The 15,379-nt window shown below is 68.2% G+C and carries 16 protein-coding genes; 7 read left to right on the forward strand and 9 right to left on the reverse strand.

From position 1 onward, the window contains the following. Positions 1-16 precede the first annotated feature (16 nt). From EV650_RS34075 to pcrA, 4 genes are all read right to left on the reverse strand, one after another. Positions 17-682 (reverse strand): TetR/AcrR family transcriptional regulator, encoded by a 666-nt coding sequence (locus EV650_RS34075; RefSeq protein ID WP_134123907.1) that lies wholly within the window; start codon positions 680-682, stop codon positions 17-19. Between the two features lie 48 nt (positions 683-730). Further along, complete coding sequence (locus tag EV650_RS34080) at positions 731-1,291, reverse strand: hypothetical protein (protein WP_134123269.1); 561 nt, start codon at positions 1,289-1,291, stop codon at positions 731-733. 109 nt (positions 1,292-1,400) lie between these two features. Continuing rightward, positions 1,401-2,186 carry a glycosyltransferase gene (locus EV650_RS34085; RefSeq protein ID WP_134123270.1) on the reverse strand — a complete coding sequence of 262 codons (786 nt, stop codon included), beginning with the start codon at positions 2,184-2,186 and terminating at the stop codon, positions 1,401-1,403. A 236-nt stretch (positions 2,187-2,422) separates the two neighbouring features. Then, on the reverse strand, positions 2,423-4,741 hold the full coding sequence (gene pcrA, locus EV650_RS34090; protein WP_134123271.1) for a DNA helicase PcrA: 2,319 nt from the start codon (positions 4,739-4,741) through the stop codon (positions 2,423-2,425). 130 nt (positions 4,742-4,871) lie between these two features. On the opposite strand from pcrA, the gene EV650_RS34095 reads away from it, so the two are divergent. Beyond that, complete coding sequence (locus EV650_RS34095; protein WP_134123272.1) at positions 4,872-5,468, forward strand: ClpP family protease; 597 nt, start codon at positions 4,872-4,874, stop codon at positions 5,466-5,468. Continuing rightward, positions 5,465-6,073, forward strand: coding sequence for a ClpP family protease (locus EV650_RS34100; protein WP_134123273.1), 609 nt, complete (start codon positions 5,465-5,467; stop codon positions 6,071-6,073). Before EV650_RS34095 ends, EV650_RS34100 begins: the two co-directional genes overlap by 4 nt. On the opposite strand, the gene EV650_RS34105 is transcribed toward EV650_RS34100, so the two are convergent. After that, the gene (locus tag EV650_RS34105) at positions 6,070-7,140 is read right to left on the reverse strand and encodes a serine hydrolase domain-containing protein (protein WP_134123274.1); all 1,071 of its coding nucleotides are present in this window, start codon (positions 7,138-7,140) and stop codon (positions 6,070-6,072) included. The genes EV650_RS34100 and EV650_RS34105 overlap by 4 nt on opposite strands. Positions 7,141-7,183: 43 nt before the next feature. Between EV650_RS34105 and EV650_RS34110 the strand changes: the two genes are divergently transcribed. Further along, a complete protein-coding gene (locus tag EV650_RS34110; protein ID WP_238174659.1) occupies positions 7,184-7,912 on the forward strand; it encodes a PIG-L deacetylase family protein in 729 nt (242 codons plus the stop codon). A 40-nt stretch (positions 7,913-7,952) separates the two neighbouring features. Then, a complete protein-coding gene (locus EV650_RS34115; protein WP_134123275.1) occupies positions 7,953-8,684 on the forward strand; it encodes an alpha/beta fold hydrolase in 732 nt (243 codons plus the stop codon). Here the strand turns inward: EV650_RS34115 and EV650_RS34120 are convergent. From EV650_RS34120 to EV650_RS34135, 4 genes are all read right to left on the reverse strand, one after another. Further along, positions 8,673-9,995 carry a C1 family peptidase gene (locus EV650_RS34120; protein ID WP_134123276.1) on the reverse strand — a complete coding sequence of 441 codons (1,323 nt, stop codon included), beginning with the start codon at positions 9,993-9,995 and terminating at the stop codon, positions 8,673-8,675. The two genes, EV650_RS34115 and EV650_RS34120, sit on opposite strands and share 12 nt — an antisense overlap. A gap of 106 nt (positions 9,996-10,101) precedes the next feature. Next, a complete protein-coding gene (locus tag EV650_RS34125; RefSeq protein ID WP_134123277.1) occupies positions 10,102-11,094 on the reverse strand; it encodes an ABC transporter permease in 993 nt (330 codons plus the stop codon). 60 nt (positions 11,095-11,154) lie between these two features. Then, a complete protein-coding gene (locus tag EV650_RS34130) occupies positions 11,155-11,796 on the reverse strand; it encodes a response regulator (RefSeq protein ID WP_134123278.1) in 642 nt (213 codons plus the stop codon). Further along, a complete protein-coding gene (locus EV650_RS34135; protein ID WP_134123279.1) occupies positions 11,793-13,313 on the reverse strand; it encodes an ATP-binding protein in 1,521 nt (506 codons plus the stop codon). Before EV650_RS34135 ends, EV650_RS34130 begins: the two co-directional genes overlap by 4 nt. A 194-nt stretch (positions 13,314-13,507) precedes the next feature. Between EV650_RS34135 and EV650_RS34140 the strand changes: the two genes are divergently transcribed. The 3 genes from EV650_RS34140 (at position 13,508) to EV650_RS34150 (ending at position 15,330) form a co-directional block, all read left to right on the forward strand. Further along, a complete protein-coding gene (locus EV650_RS34140) occupies positions 13,508-14,851 on the forward strand; it encodes a PspC domain-containing protein (RefSeq protein WP_134123909.1) in 1,344 nt (447 codons plus the stop codon). After that, on the forward strand, positions 14,848-15,039 hold the full coding sequence (locus EV650_RS34145) for a hypothetical protein (RefSeq protein ID WP_134123280.1): 192 nt from the start codon (positions 14,848-14,850) through the stop codon (positions 15,037-15,039). Before EV650_RS34140 ends, EV650_RS34145 begins: the two co-directional genes overlap by 4 nt. 72 nt (positions 15,040-15,111) lie before the next feature. After that, a complete protein-coding gene (locus EV650_RS34150) occupies positions 15,112-15,330 on the forward strand; it encodes a cold-shock protein (RefSeq protein WP_134123281.1) in 219 nt (72 codons plus the stop codon). Positions 15,331-15,379: the final 49 nt, after the last annotated feature.

Consider the following 15,379-nt stretch of genomic DNA (forward strand, 5'->3'; position numbering starts at 1 on the left):
TCAGCGCGGCCGGGATCTAGCGCAGCCGGTCGAGGCCGTCGAGGATCAGGTCGAGAGAGAACTCGAACTCGGCCTGGTCGTCGCACCAGCCCAGGGTCGAGTCCGGGTCGTCGTGGGCGACCTCGGACAGCATGCCGACCAGATTCGGGACCTGATCGGCCAGGTCCGCGAGCATCCGGTCGGGCACGGCGCCGGCCCCGGCGGACGGATCGAACAGCTCCTGGGAGAAGCCGAGCGCGCGGCTGCCGAGCGCGTGCAGCCCGTGGTGGGCGAGGTCGTAGGACAAGCCGCCGGTGTGCATCAACCCGACCAGCCGGTCGTGATAGACGACCACGGCCGGACTCGTCCGGGTCTCGAACAACTGCGGGGCCCACGGGTGCCGCAGCATGACTTCCCGCGCCAGCAGGATCCGTCGGCGCGTCGCCTGCTTCCAATCGGCCGCCGGGAGGTCGATCTGGTCGACGGCGTCGTTGATCTCGGTCATCACCAGCTCGACGATTCCGTCGAGCAGGGCTGCCTTGTTGGCCACGTGGTAGTACAACGACATCGCCTCGGCGCCGAGCGCGACGCCGATCCGGCGCATCGTCATGGACTCAAGCCCGTCGGCGTCGGCGATCGCGACGGCGGCCTGGAGCACCCGGTCCCGGCTGAGCGGGATCCGCGGCTCGGAGTTCGCCTGCATCGCCACGTCTTCACCTTCCTCCGCTGGGTTCGTACAGCGTAAGGCAGGTTACCTGCGCCAGACCTCGGCGGTGGTGAGGAAGGCGGACGAGCCGGGCTTGGCGGGTGAACCGTCGACCTGGACGAAGCCTGGGACAGACGCGCCGCCGATCGAGACCGTGGCGGACCGGACCGGCGCGATCACCAGGCTGAGGCTGTGGTTTCCCTCGGCGAGCTGGAAGTTGTCGGTCGCGAACAGCCGTCGATCGAGTACGCCGCTCATCTCGATCTGGATGTCGGCCGCCTTCGCACTGAGTCCGTCGGCCAGGTTCATCGAGACCTGGACCAGGTCCCGCTCGACGGCCGGCTCGTGCCACGGCAGCCCTTGGACCTCGAGGAACGAACGGACGAAGTACCGCTCCAGCCAAGAGGCCAGATCGACGTCCTCGGACACCACCCGGACGATCCCGTCGAACCAGAGCACGACCGCCGTACCCGGGCCGCGGATGGACCAGTCGACCATCCAGATCGAGGCGTACGCCGTCACCTTGCCGTGCTCGTCGAACAGCCGGAGGCCAGGATTCGCTCCCGCCAGGATGATCCGGCGGTTGCTGACCGACGACTTGGACATGAGGGAGGGCACTTCCGGGAGGGGGCCGAAGATCCTTGATTGTCTCAGGCTCCGGCTCGGATGCAACGCAAACGCCCGAAAGCTTGACTCGGATATGCCTGGGCGGTCGCTATTCGTGACCGTCGGGCCGCCACGGATGGGCTCGCTCGGCTGCTGCGATCGGATCATCGGGCCAGACGATCGGGTGGGTTGCAGTACCGGCGCGGCTCGGCAAGGCTTGTGCCGATTCGACCGCGGCCAGTAGGGCTTTGAAGGTCACTGCCGGTGAGTAGCGCTCTTTGATCCAGTCCCGCGCGGCCCGGCGTACTGGATCTTCTGCTGGTACGTCGACCAGCTCGAGCGCCTGATCTGCGAGCAGATGTGGTCGTGCGTCATCGATCCGCCAGGTCCCGGGGGCTTCGAACAACTCCTCGCCGCCACCCGCGGGGTAACCGACGACCAGGCAACCGGCGGCGAGTGCTTCCGCGACTGGCAGGCCGAATCCTTCGGAGATGCCGAGTGCGACGAACACAGAGGTCTGGCCGAGCGCCTCGACTACCTGGCTCTCTTTGAGCTCCGCGAGTACGGCCAGGTCGACTCGGTCGGCCCGCGGATCGTTCCGTAGCAGGCGTTCCAGCACTGCGGCTTCGAGCGGGCGTCGCCGTGGCATCCAGGCGATCTGCCGGGTCCGCGAGGGACCGGGCTTGAACAACTCGGTGTCGATCGGATTGGGCACCAGGTGGACCGGCAGCTGCGGGTGCAGACGGCCGAGCACGTCATGGCTTTCCTGCGAGACCGCCCAGACCTCCGGGGCCGGATCCCAGCCCGGATACCCGGTGGTGTCTCGCCAGGACCAGAAGGTCAGGAAGTGGTTCTGGTTGAAGATGACTTTCCGTACGCCGGGCGCGGGATCCACCCCGGGCAACAGATACAGCTCCGGGACGACGAGGAGGTCGTCGGCGCCGAGTTCGAGCTGATCGTTGCCGAGGATCGGCGCGGTCGTCTCGAACCACGGCAGCCGGTAGCCCGGCGTACGGAACCACAGTGCGGCGTCGATTCCCGCCGTACGAAGTAGCTCAACGTGGCGTGCTTGGACCCGGATCCCGCCGCCGGGAGAGTCCGGCTCCTTGACGGCGTAGATGACCCGCGGGCTCAGATCTTCTCCACCGGCGCGTAGCGGAGCAGCAACCGCTTGACTCCTTCAGAGCCGAAGTCGATGTCTGCTTGAGCCTGCTGGCCCTCGCCGCGGACCACGACGACCGTGCCCATGCCGAAGCTGTCGTGGACCACGCGGTCGCCTGGGTTGAGGTTGATCAGCGGTTTGTCGGAGGCCGTCCGGCGAGCCGGCTCGTATCGGCTCGGGATGCCGCTGCCGCGGACCGTCCCGGTGCCGGACCAGCGGGTGATCGCGGACTCGTCGCGCCGCCAGTCGAGCAGCTCGGCCGGGAGCTCTTCCAGGAACCGTGACGGTGGGTTGTGCTGCGGAGCGCCGTACGACGAACGCACTGCGGCCCTCGAGAGCGCCAGCCGCTGACGGGCTCGGGTGATGCCGACGTACGCGAGCCGGCGCTCCTCCTCGAGCTCCTTCAGGTCGGTCAGCGACCGCGAGTGCGGGAAGACGCCGTCCTCCATCCCGGTCAGGAACACCACCGGGAACTCCAGGCCCTTCGCGGTGTGCAAGGTCATCAACGTAACCACGCCACCGTCGTCGGCCGCGTCCGGGATCTGGTCCGCGTCGGCGACCAACGCGACCCGCTCGAGGAACGCCTGCAGGTCGGCGGGCTCGCCGGCCGCGGTCCGTTCCTCGACGAACTCACGGGCCACCGAGATGAACTCGTCCAGGTTTTCCAGCCGGGTCTCGTCCTGCGGATCCGGTGACTTCTGCAGCTCTTCGTAGTACCCGGAGCGATGCAGTGCGACGTCGAGGATGTCGTCCGGAGGAGCGCCCGAGTCGACCATCGCGGTCAGCTCGTCGACGATGTCGATGAAGCCCTGGACCGCATTCGCCGAACGCGATGCCATCGCCGGTGCGTCCTCGGCCCGTCGCAGCGCGGCCGCGAACGAGATCCGGTCTCGCGCCGCCAGCGCCTCGATCGCGGCCTCGGCGCGGTCGCCGATCCCGCGCTTGGGCACGTTCAGGATCCGGCGCAGCGAGACGGTGTCCTCGGGGTTGGTCAGGATGCGCAGGTACGCGAGCGCGTCGCGGACCTCCTTGCGCTCGTAGAACCGGACGCCGCCGACCACCTTGTACGGATGGCCGGTCCGGATGAAGACCTCTTCGAACACTCGCGACTGCGCGTTGGTCCGGTAGAAGACGGCGACGTCCGACGGCTTCACCTTGTCGGCGTCGGCCAGCCGGTCGATCTCGTCGGCGACGAACTGCGCCTCGTCATGCTCGTTGTCGGCGACATACACCGCGATCTGCTCGCCCTGGCCCTGGTCGGACCAGAGGTTCTTCGCCATCCGGCCCTCGTTGCGGCTGATCACCGCGTTGGCCGCGGTCAGGATGGTCTGGGTGGAGCGGTAGTTCTGCTCGAGCAGGATCGTCTCGGCGCCGGCAAAGTCCTCCTCGAAGGCGAGGATGTTGCGGATCGTCGCACCGCGGAACGCGTAGATCGACTGGTCGGAGTCGCCCACCACCATCAGCTCGGCCGGCGGCACGGCCGGACCGTCCTTGCCGTCCGCATCTTCACCACAGAGCTCGCGGATCAGCGTGTACTGCGCGTGGTTGGTGTCCTGGTACTCGTCGACGAGCACGTGACGGAAACGACGGCGGTAGTACTCACGGACTTCCGGGAAGGCCTGCAGCAGGTTGACCGTGGTCATCAGCAGGTCGTCGAAGTCGAGCGCGTTCGCCTGGGCCAGCCGCTCCTGGTACGTCCGGTAGCACTCGGCGTACGTCTCCTCGAGATGGTTCTCGGCCTTCGACGCGGCCGTCTCGTGGTCGATCAGCTCGTTCTTCTGGGTGCTGATCCAGTTCAGCACGGCGCGCGGGTTGTAGCGCTTGACGTCCAGGTCGAGCTCGCGGCAGACCAGCGTCATCAGCCGCCGCGAGTCGGTGTCGTCGTAGATCGAGAACGTCGAACTGATCCCGAACCGCTTGATGTCGCGGCGCAGGATCCGCACACAGGACGAGTGGAAGGTGGAGACCCACATCAGCTTCGCCCGCGGGCCGACCAGCTCCACCACCCGCTCGCGCATCTCGGCGGCGGCCTTGTTGGTGAAGGTGATCGCCAGGATCGACCCGGGGTGCGCGTCACGGGCCGCCAGCAGGTAGGCGATCCGCCGGGTCAGCACCCGGGTCTTGCCCGAGCCGGCGCCGGCCACCACCAGCAGCGGTTTGCCGGCGTGCACCACAGCCGCGCGCTGCTGCGGGTTGAGCCCTTCCAGCAGCGCATCCGGATCGGTCCGATGCTTCTTGGGCTCCTCCAGCGGCACCGGGAGCTCATCAGGCGAGAACAAAGTGGTCATCACCAAACACCTTAGGCGCTCCCCCCGACAGTTACCGAAAACCCGGTCAGCCGAGCCGGTTTGCTGTGGGCAGAGTTGCCGTGAGCAGAAAAGGTGGGATCGGGGGCGGGGGCCGGTCAGGGTGGGTGGCATGGCAGAAGACATGAAACCTCCGATGTTCAACGAGACCGCTCGGCAGCGGTTGCTCGGGCAGCGGATCGTCGTCCTGGACCAGGTCCTCGACGACGACATCGGGACCCTGCTGGCCACCCAGCTCATGACGCTGGCGGCCGAGGACCCTGATACCGACATCGCGTTCTGGATCCACTCGCCCGGCGGCTCGGTGCCGTCGATGCTCGCGATCCGGGACGCGATGCGGCTGGTCCCGTGCGACGTGTCGACGCTGGCGATCGGGCTGGCCTGCAGCGCCGGCCAGTTCCTGCTGTCGGCCGGTACGCCGGGCAAGCGCTATGCCCTGCGGCACGCACGCATCTTGATGCACCAGGGCTCGGCTGGGATCGGCGGATCGGCGGCCGAGATCGAGATCCAGGCCAACGACCTGCGGCACATCCGCGACACCGTGCTCGGGCTGATCGCCGAGGACACCGGGCAGCCGTTCGACGTCGTCCACGAGGACTCGCGGCACGACCACTGGTACACCGCCGAACAGGCCCGTGAGTACGGCTTCATCGACCACATCGTCGAGTCCTTCGACCAGGTGATGCCCGCGAGGAAGGCGGCAGCATGAGCAGTTACACGATTCCCAATGTGATCGCGCAGAGTCCGCGGGGCGAGCGGATCATGGACGTCTACTCGCACCTGCTCACCGAGCGGATCATCTACCTCGGTACGGCGATCGACGCCGGCGTGGCGAACGCGTTGATCGCACAGCTGCTGCACTTGGAGGCGGACAGCGCCGACCGGGAGATCAGCCTGTACATCAACTGCGAGGGCGGCGACATGACCGCGATGCTCGCGATCTACGACACGATGCAGGTGATCCGGTCGCCCATCCAGACCTTCTGCGTCGGCCAGGCGATCTCGGCCGGGGCTGTCCTGCTAGCTGCGGGTACGCCGGGACGTCGCGCCGTACTGCCGCACGCCAGGGTCGTGCTGCACCAGGCGGCTGCACGAGGTCAAGGCACCATCCCGGACCTGATCCTGCAGGCCGACGAGGTGGTCCGGGTGCGTGGACAGGTCGAGGAGATCCTGGCGCGTCACACCGGGCAGACGGTCGAGCAGCTGCGGCACGACACCGACCGGGACCACGTGCTGACCGCGGAAGCGGCCCGGGACTACGGCCTCGTCGACGAGGTGATGACCGAGCGCGTGGTGCTCCCGGCCCTCGCCTAGCCGGCGGCCTCGAGCACCTTGTCAGCCACGGCGGCGTGGTGGGCCAGCTCGACCTGTGGTCGGCCGACCCGGTTCGTCAGGTACGCGTACGCGATCTGACGGTCCGGGTCGGCCCAGCCGATGCAGCAATTGCTGCCGTTGTGACCAAACGTCCGCGGACTGCTCAGCGAACCGAGCGACGTCCGTGCCCCCTCGATCCACCGCGGTCCGCCGAGCTGGAACCCTTGCGACCAACGGATCGGCGCCCGCGCGGTCCGGTCGAGATCACCCTCGCTACTCGGCTCGACGGCGACCGCGAGTGTGTCCGGCCGCAGCAGCCCGCCCTGCAGCAACGCATGGTAGAACGCGGCCAGATCCCGCGCCGTCGTCGACATCCCAGCAGCAGGTACGACGGCCTCGCGGGTACTGCGCCGATTGACGACGGACTGGAAGAACGGGCCGATCGGACCGGCCGCCCGGACCTGGACATGCCGGTCCCACTGGTCGACGGGCAGTCCGAGATAGGTATCGGCGACCCCGAGCGGCTCGAGGACTGAACGTCGTACCAGCTCGTCGATCGGGAGCCCGCTGGAGCGCCGCGCGACCTCGCCGAGGATGAACCCGAACGCCAATGGACTGTACGCGACCGTGCCGATCGGCCAACGAGGCTTGGTCTCCTCGATCCGGCGGAGCGAACGACCCCAGTCGGTCATCGCGCGGGCCTCACCGACGTACGTGCCGGCGTGTGTGACGCCGGACCGGTGCCGCAACATCTGACGGACAGTGATCTCCCGCTTGCCGTTCTGCGCGAACTCCGGCCAGTACGCCGCCACTGCGTCGTCCAGATGCAGCCGGCCGGATTCGACGAGCTGGTGGATCGCGACGGCGAGGTACGGCTTGCTCGCGGAGAAGAGCCAGAACAACGCGTCCGGTGCACATCCGAAGGACCGGTCGACCACGACCTGGCCGTTGCGGACGACACAGAGCTGCGCGATCACGCTGCGGGCCTCGATCAACTCGACCGCCTCTGCCAGCCGGGCCGGGTCGAGGCCTGCGTCCTGCGGATCGCACGTGCCACCGAACTCCATGAGTCCCACTCTGCCCGTCGGCGCAAGGGGCTAGGGTCGGGGCGTGACTGTGCCTGAGGGGAATCCGCGTCCGGACAACGAGATCGAGCGGGTTCTCGTGGTGGTCGCGCATCCGGACGACATCGATTTCGGCGGAGCCGGCACGGTCGCGGTGTGGACCAAGGCGGGCATCGAGGTGCACTACTGCATCGTCACGGACGGTCAGGCGGGCGGCTTCGAACCGGATCGGGATCGCGCCGACATTCCCGCCGTACGGCAGGCTGAGCAGACTGCTGCCGCGGACCACGTCGGGGTTCACGATCTGCACTTCCTCGGGTACCAGGACGGTTCGGTGGAGCCGACGGCCGAGCTGGTCCGCGACATCAGCCAGGTGATCCGCAAGGTCCGTCCGCAGCGCCTGCTGACCCAGTCACCGGAGCGCGTGTGGTCCCGCCTCCAGGTCTCGCACCCGGACCACCTGGCGACCGCTGAGGCGACCGTACGGGCGTTCTACCCGGCGGCAGGCAATCCGTACGCGTACACCGACCTGGACGAGGACGCATGGGACGTCGGTGAGCTGTGGATGATGGACCACCCGGAAAGCAACCACTACGTCGACATCACCGACACCTTCGACCAGAAGATGGCCGCGCTGATGTCCCACACCAGCCAGCACCGGGACCCCGACGGCCTCCGGGACGGAATCCGGGCCAACTTCGCCCGGGTCGCCACCGCCGCCGGCCTCCCGCCGAACCACTACGCCGAATCGTTCACCGTCATCCGGATGCGCTAATCGATTTGCAGCCCGTCGCCTGACCAGTCAGGGTGCGGGCATGACTATCTCTCATGCGGTGACCGGCGACGGACCTGACCTGTTGCTGGTGCACGCCGGCGTGGCCGACGCGCGGATGTGGGCCAAGCAGGTCGACGAACTCAAAGCGGATCACCGGGTGATCACGCTGGACCTGCGGGGGTACGGCGAGACGCCGTTGGAGCCGGGAGCGGAGTACTCCGACGCCGGTGACGTGCTCGCGCTGCTGGACGAGCTGGGCGCGAACCACGTGACCGCGGTCGGCGCGTCGTACGGCGGGTACGTCGTCCAGCAGATCGCCAGCCGGGAGCCGCAGCGGTTCTCGCGGTTGGTGCTGCTCTGCGCGCCGACGGACAACGTGCACCCGACGGACGACCTGCGCGCGGTGTGGGCCGAGGAGAACAAGCTGATCGAGGCCGGCGACATCGACGGCGCGACCGACCTGATGGTCCGCAGCTGGATCGGCCCGGACGCCGACGACGAGGCCCGTGAGCTGCTCCGCGCGATGCAGAAGCGTGCGTACGAGCTGCAGATCCCTGCGGGGGACGTCGAGAACGAGGAGTACGCCGTCGAGCCGGAAAAGATCAGCGCGCCCGTGCGACTGATCACGGGCGCGCATGATTTTCAGTTCTTCGCCGACTCCGCGACGTACCTGCAGGAACGGCTGCCGAACGTCGAGCGGATCGACCTCCCGTGGGCCGGCCACCTGCCGACCCTCGAGCGTCCGGCCGAGGCGTTGGGACTAATCCGCTAGGGCGCCCATCGGGTCCCAGGCGGGGAGGACGATCGGGGCGTCGTCCAGGCGGGCCTGGAGGTCGGCGGGCAGGGCGGACCGGCGTACGGCGATCTCGAAGACGTGCTCGCCGAACCACGAGTCGTTCATGGTCCAGAAGCCGCTGTCGGCCTTCTCGTCGCCCCAGCTGTTCTCCACCCGCCAGCGGCGCGCCTTGCCGTCCACCAGGTCGACTCCGGTGAACAGCATCGCGTGCGTCATCAGGGTCTCGTGGTGGACCAGGCGGTCGGCCTTGTCCAGGGTGAACTCGGTGTCGTAGACGGAGCCGTAGTCGTACAGCTTGGCGTCCCAGAAACCGAGGTCGGAGTTCATCTGCTTGCCGACGTCGCAACCGAACCAGACCGGCTCGCCGCCGACGATCGCGTCCTGGGTGAGCTGCTTCATCAGGTCCATCTCGACGTTCAGGTACACCACCGGCGGGGCGTCGATCACGTTGCCCAGGTAGTCGACGGTGAAGGTCTTGCCGACCGGGCTGGTCGAGCGCGGGTCGTGCACGAGGCAGACATACTCGTCGACCGGCAGCTGCACGTACGCCGCGGCGAACTCGGTCGGGGTGGTCCAGCCGTCGCGGTGGAAGCCCTTGTCGGTGTCCTTCCACTGCCACAGGAACTTCTGCGGCGGCGTACCGAGGTGGATGCTCAGCACCCGGTGCACGGTGGTCAGGATCTCCTGCTTGCGGCCGCGGCGGGCCTCCTCGCCGTCCAGCGCCCGCAGGTCGCGCGCGCCCTGCCGCAGCAGCTTGCGCAGGATGTCGTTCATCTGCGCGGTCGCGGACGAGCTCTCGGACTCCGGCATCGCTTCCTTCGGCACCAGGCCGTGCTTGCGAACCACCGCGATGAACATGTTCCACTGGCCGCCGTCACCGATCGGGTCGGACAGCAGGTGCGCCACCGTCCGGTCGTCGGCGTCCCGGCCGGCGGTGTCGATGATCGCCTCGAGGAAGAAGTTGGCCCGCTCGAACTTGTCCCAGAACAGCACGTAGTTCTGGGAGAACTCGAAGTCCTTGACGCCCAGCTTCTCCGCGGCGCCGACCCGGAGCAGATTCAGCCCCGCGAACATCCAGCACCGGCCGCTCTTCTTCTGGTTCGTCACCTTCCAGTCGTCAAGAAGGTTCGACACCGAGTGGTCGATCGAGGTGACGACCTGACGGTCGAGGGCGATGCTGTTGACCGGCGTCTGCGTGACGGCGTTCTGCATCACCCGGTACTGCGGGTTCGACGCGAACTCCTTCTCGAAGAGGGCGAGCTGATCGGTTGTGAGATTCCGCTCCATAAGAGTCGACGGTATAACAGCCACCAAGCGCGGACCGCCGGTACCGGGGTGGCGAATCGATGCCCTGTCCGAAACACGCCACCGATGGACGCTTGCGCGGGCCCCGCTAGTTCAGCCGGACCCGGGGATCGATCACGCTGTAGATGAGATCGACGATCAGGTTCATCGCGACCAGCAGCACCGAGGCGAGCAGGACCGTGCCCATGATCACCGGCAGGTCGTAGTCGCTGACGGCATCCAGCGCCAGCACGCCGAGCCCCGGCAGGTCGAAGATCTTCTCGGTGAAGATGGCGCCCGACAGACTGCCCGCGAGGTCGAGGCCGAAGATCGTGACCACTGGGATCAGCCCGGCCCGGAGCGCGTGCTTGTAGGTGACGACCCGGTCCGACAGCCCCTTGGCCCGGGCGGTCCGGATGAAATCCTCGCTCAGCGTCTCCACCATCGACCCGCGGGAGTAGCGGGCATAGTCGGTGCACCCGTAGACACTCAGGATCACCCACGGCGCCACCAGGCCGGTGAACCAGTGCCAGGGGCTCTCGAACGGCGACACCCAGCCGCTCCGGGGCAGAATCGGGTGGAGGACCGTCAAGTAGAGCGCCGCCATCAGGCCGACGATGTAGTACGGCACCGAGCTGATCAGCAGGGTGCCGCTCATCATCAGGCGGTCACCCGGCGTACCGCGTCTCCTGGCCGCCATCGCACCGGCCGCGACTCCGATGGTCAGCACCAGTACGCCGTACCCGAGCACCAGCGAGACCGTCACCGGCAGCCTGGTCATCAGCAGGCCCAGGACCGGTCGGTCGGACTTGAAGGAGAAGCCCAGGCACGGCGCCGAGCAGTGCTGGACCACGCCGGACGTCTCGAAATCGCGGCCGACCACGATGCCCGCGGCGTACCGGCCGAACTGCTGGACCTTCGGCTCGTCGAGATGCAGGTTCGCCCTGATCTCGTTGTACCGCGAGATCGGGCACTTGCGCTCGCCGCAGATCGCGGACGCGGGATCGGTGGGCGCGATGAAGAACAACGCGAACGTCGCGACCATGGTGACCGCGACCACACTGATCGCGGCCAGCACCCGCCGAACCACGTAATGCACCACGATATGCCCCCCTCAAATCCCACCAGACTGGCTGAGATTACCTGTGCGGGGCGGCCGGGGTTAGACCAGGCGGCGGTCGGTGGCCCAGCGGGTCAGTTCGTGCCGGTTCGAGAGCTGCAGCTTCCGCAGTACGGACGAGACGTGGGTCTCGACCGTCTTGACCGAGATGAACAGCTCGCGGGCGACCTCCTTGTAGGCGTACCCGCGCGCGATCAGCCGCAGTACCTCACGCTCCCGCTGCGACAGCCGGTCCAGGTCCTCGTCGACCGAGGCGATGTCGATCGCGCCGGAGAAGGCGTCCAGGACGAAGCCGGCCAGCCGGGGCGAGAAGACCGCGTCACCGTCGGCGACCCGGTTGATCGCGTCGATCAGCTCGGTGCCGCTGATGTTCTTGGTCACGTACCCGCGGGCGCCGGCCCGGATCACGCCGATCACGTCCTCGGCCGCGTCCGACACCGACAGCGCCAGGAACTTGATGTCCGGGTGCCGCTGGTGCACCTGCTTCATCACCTCGGTGCCGCCGCCACCGGGCAGGTGGACGTCCAGCAGTACGACGTCGGGCTCGGTGCCGACGATCGCCTTGACCGCGGTGTCGACGTCGGATCCCTCCCCGACGATGTCGACCGCGGTGCCGATCTCGCTCCGCACCCCGGCCCGGAACATGTCGTGATCGTCGACGACGACAACGCGCCTGCTGCTCATCTGTCCATCTCCAGTCGCACTTCGGTCCCTGTTTCCGGATCGGAGCGCACCGTCGCGCGTCCGCCGTGCCGTTCCATCCTGCCCATCACACTGTGCCGCAAGCCGAGCCGGTCGTCCGGTACCTCATCGACGTCGAACCCCTTGCCGCGATCCCGGACGAACATCTCCACCCGGTCGCCGTCCACCTCGACGAACACGTCGATCTTCGCGGCGCCCGAGTGCTTGGCCGCGTTCACCATCGACTCGCGAGCGGCCCGGACCATCGACCCCAGCGGCTCGGTCAGGTCGCAGTCACCGACGGTGATCACCTCGATCGGCACGCCGTGCGAGTCCTCGACCTCGGCCGCAGCGCGTTTCGCCGCGCCCGCGATGGTCTGGTCCGCCTTGTCGTCCTCGTCGTACAACCAGGACCGCAGCTCGCGCTCCTGCGAGCGCGCCAGCCGGGCTACCGCCTTCGGGTCCTCGGCCTGCTTCTGGATCATCGCCAGCGTCTGCAGCACCGAGTCGTGCAGGTGCGCCGCCATGTCGGCGCGCTCCTGCGAACGGACCCGCTCAGCACGCTCCGAGTTCAGGTCGCGGCTCAGCCGGTGCACCCACGGCCCCGCGATGACACCGATGCCGACCACGGCGAGCAGCAGCGCGATCAGTACGTCGCCGACCATCGAGAGCCGGCCGTTCTGGACCAGGAACAGCGTGACCGCGGTGCCGATCAGGATCAGGCCGACGGCGATCCGGATCAGCGACTTCCAGCCGCCCTTGCCGAGCACCAGCCCGAGGATCGGCACGCGGACGTCGCGGGTCCACTTGTCCTTCTGACTCTCGTCTGCCTGCCGCCAGATCAGCGCCAGACCGGTCGCCGCGAACACCAGCGGCCAGAACAGCTTCCCGGCGATCCCGAACCCGGCGATCTGCAGCAACAGGCACAGACCGATGCCGATGGCCACCAACGCGGGCAGCTGGCCGCGGCTCTTCTCCCGCTTCCGCTGCTTGGCTTCGGCCACGGGTGGCGGCGGCTCGTCGGAACGCAGTCCGCTCCGCGTGTGCGCAGCCAGACCAGGCGCGGCCGGCACGGTGTCGGGCGCCAGCGGCATCAGGAACCACAGGGCCGCATAGATCAGTACGCCGAAGCCACCGAAGACCGTGGTCGCGATCAGGATCAGCCGTACGACGGTGTCCGACACGCCGAGGTGGTCCGCGATCCCACCGGCCACACCGGCGACGACACGCCCTTCGGTACGCCGGTATGCCCGGCGCGGCGCGTCAACGGGCTGGGCCGGCGGCACGAACGTCGTACCGGGGCCGGGTGGAGGCGGTGTCCATTGGGTACCGGAGGCCTGCTCGGCGCGCATCCGGGCGGCGTAAGCGGCGTACGGACCCTGGTACTGACCGGGTCCCTGCGGTCCCCAGTGCTTGTAGCGCCATTGATCCTGGGCCGAGGTCGACTGGCCAGGCGTCGGCTCGGGCTGGGCTCCGTTCGCGGAGGTCCCACCCGGAGGCGCGGCTGCTGGCTGGCTCATCCCCTCGATCGTCACACGTGGACGGGTGCGACACCAGCAGGCTTGTCCCGGGCCGCGTCCTCAGCGCGGGCCCGCCTGGCTCAGGGTCGGCTCGGGGAGAACCCCGAAACCCTCGCTGATCGCCGGTGGACTCGGGGGGCCGTCAGGGTGCATCCCGATGTTCCGGACCAGTTGAAGGTGTGAGTATCGATGACATGGAGCAGAACCAGAGTGGACCCGCGGGGTTCGACCGCAACCGCCTGCAGAACCCGCAGACCTGGCGGCGCAGCAGGTCGGACCGCTGGGTCGCGGGTGTCTGCGGCGGCATCGGCCGCGCGCTGAACATCGACCCCGTGCTGGTCCGCGTGGTGATGGCCGTGCTGATCCTCAGCGGCCCGGGCGTCATCTTCTACATCGCCGCCTGGGTGCTGATGCCCGACGAGGGCAGCGACCGCTCGGCGGCGCAGGGTCTGCTCGGCGACCGGATCCGGCCCGACCACCCGTGGCTGTGGCCGGTCGTGATCGGCGCCTGCATCTTCGCGGCGATCGCGATGATGTCGTCGTTCGACTTCGGCCGGTTCGTCCCCGGGCCGCTGATCGTGCTCGCGGTGATCTGGGTGGTCGCCAAGCAGCGCAAGAACGGCGGCCGCCGGGGCCAATGGACGGGCCAGGGCAACAACTGGACCGGCCAGGGCACGAACTGGACCGGTCGCCCGCAGGACACCACCTCCCCGGCCACCGGCCAGCCGACCACTTCGGCGGCCACGTCTTCTCAAAGCGTCGCACCTCAGAGCGACCCGTCAGCTCCCCCGACGGGTCCGTCGTCCTCGGCCACACAGCGACCCCAGGACCGCACCGTCGAACCGGTCCAGCCTGTGTGGACCGAGGACGACCCTCTCGGCCTGTACGTCGACGAGCCGGCCGGCACCCCGCCGGTCAGCACCAAGCCCGCCGGACCGCCCGCCAAGGGCATGCGCGGGATCAAGTCGATCGTCGTCCTCCTGACCGGCATCGCGATCGGCATCGCCGCACTCGCGGGCGCCCCCACGGCGACCATGCTGATCATCGGCGTGGCCACGCTCGGCGCCGGCATGCTGGTCGGCGGGTTCGTCGGCCGCACGCTGGCCCTGCTGCCGCTGGGCATCCTGCTCGCGGCCGGCGCGCTGGCGAGCACGGTGTTCCCCGCCGTACCGCGCAACTTCGCCGACACGAACTACGTCGCGCCGATCGGTCAGACCATCGGTGCGACCGGGACGAGCTACCAGTTCGACGCCGGGTCGGTGCACCTGGACCTGACCAAGGCCACCTTCGGCCCGAACGCCAAGGTCGACGTACACGGTGGCGCCGGCGAGGTCATCGTCAAGGTGCCGTCGAACGTCGACGTGTTGGGCCAGCTGTCGGCCGAAATGGGAGACGTTGCCTTCCTCAACCAGCACCAGGGCGGCCATAATGCCGAGTTGAGCCTCAACGACCTCGGTACGGACGGCAAGGCCGGACCGCAACAGGTCACCCTGGACCTGGACCTCAAACTGGGCAGCATCAAGGTGGAACGCGAATGAGCCAGCAACCACGCAAGACGAAGCCGGACGTCCCCGGCGTGGTGGCCGGCACCGTCCTGACCGGAGCCGCCACCATCTGGATGCTCACCGAGAACGGCGCCCTCCAGACCGACGACCTGGGCATCACCAGCGCCCTCCTCCTGGTAACCGCCGGCGTACTGGGCCTAGCCGCCTCCCGCCGCACCTAACTCACGGGCTCGGTTAGGCTTGGCGGTTGTGAGGGGCCTGGGTGAAGCGGGTCCCGTGGGCTAGGAGTATCGATGGTGCGCGGCACCGTGAAGTGGTTCAACGCCGACAAGGGGTACGGCTTCCTTGCCGTCGAGGCGGCCGGCGGTAGCGAGGGCGTGGACGACGTGTTCGTCCACTGGAGCAAGATCGTGTCCGACGGGTACAAGACCCTCGAGGACGGCCAGCCGGTCGAGTTCCAGATCGTCGAAGGACCCAAGGGCCGCGAGGCCGACGCCGTCACGCCGATCTGAGCGCGGGCGTCCGGCAACCGATAACCTGACGTCTCATCATGTGAGGGGT

It is taken from the genome of Kribbella kalugense, assembly GCF_004365875.1.
GTDB lineage: Bacteria > Actinomycetota > Actinomycetes > Propionibacteriales > Kribbellaceae > Kribbella > Kribbella kalugense.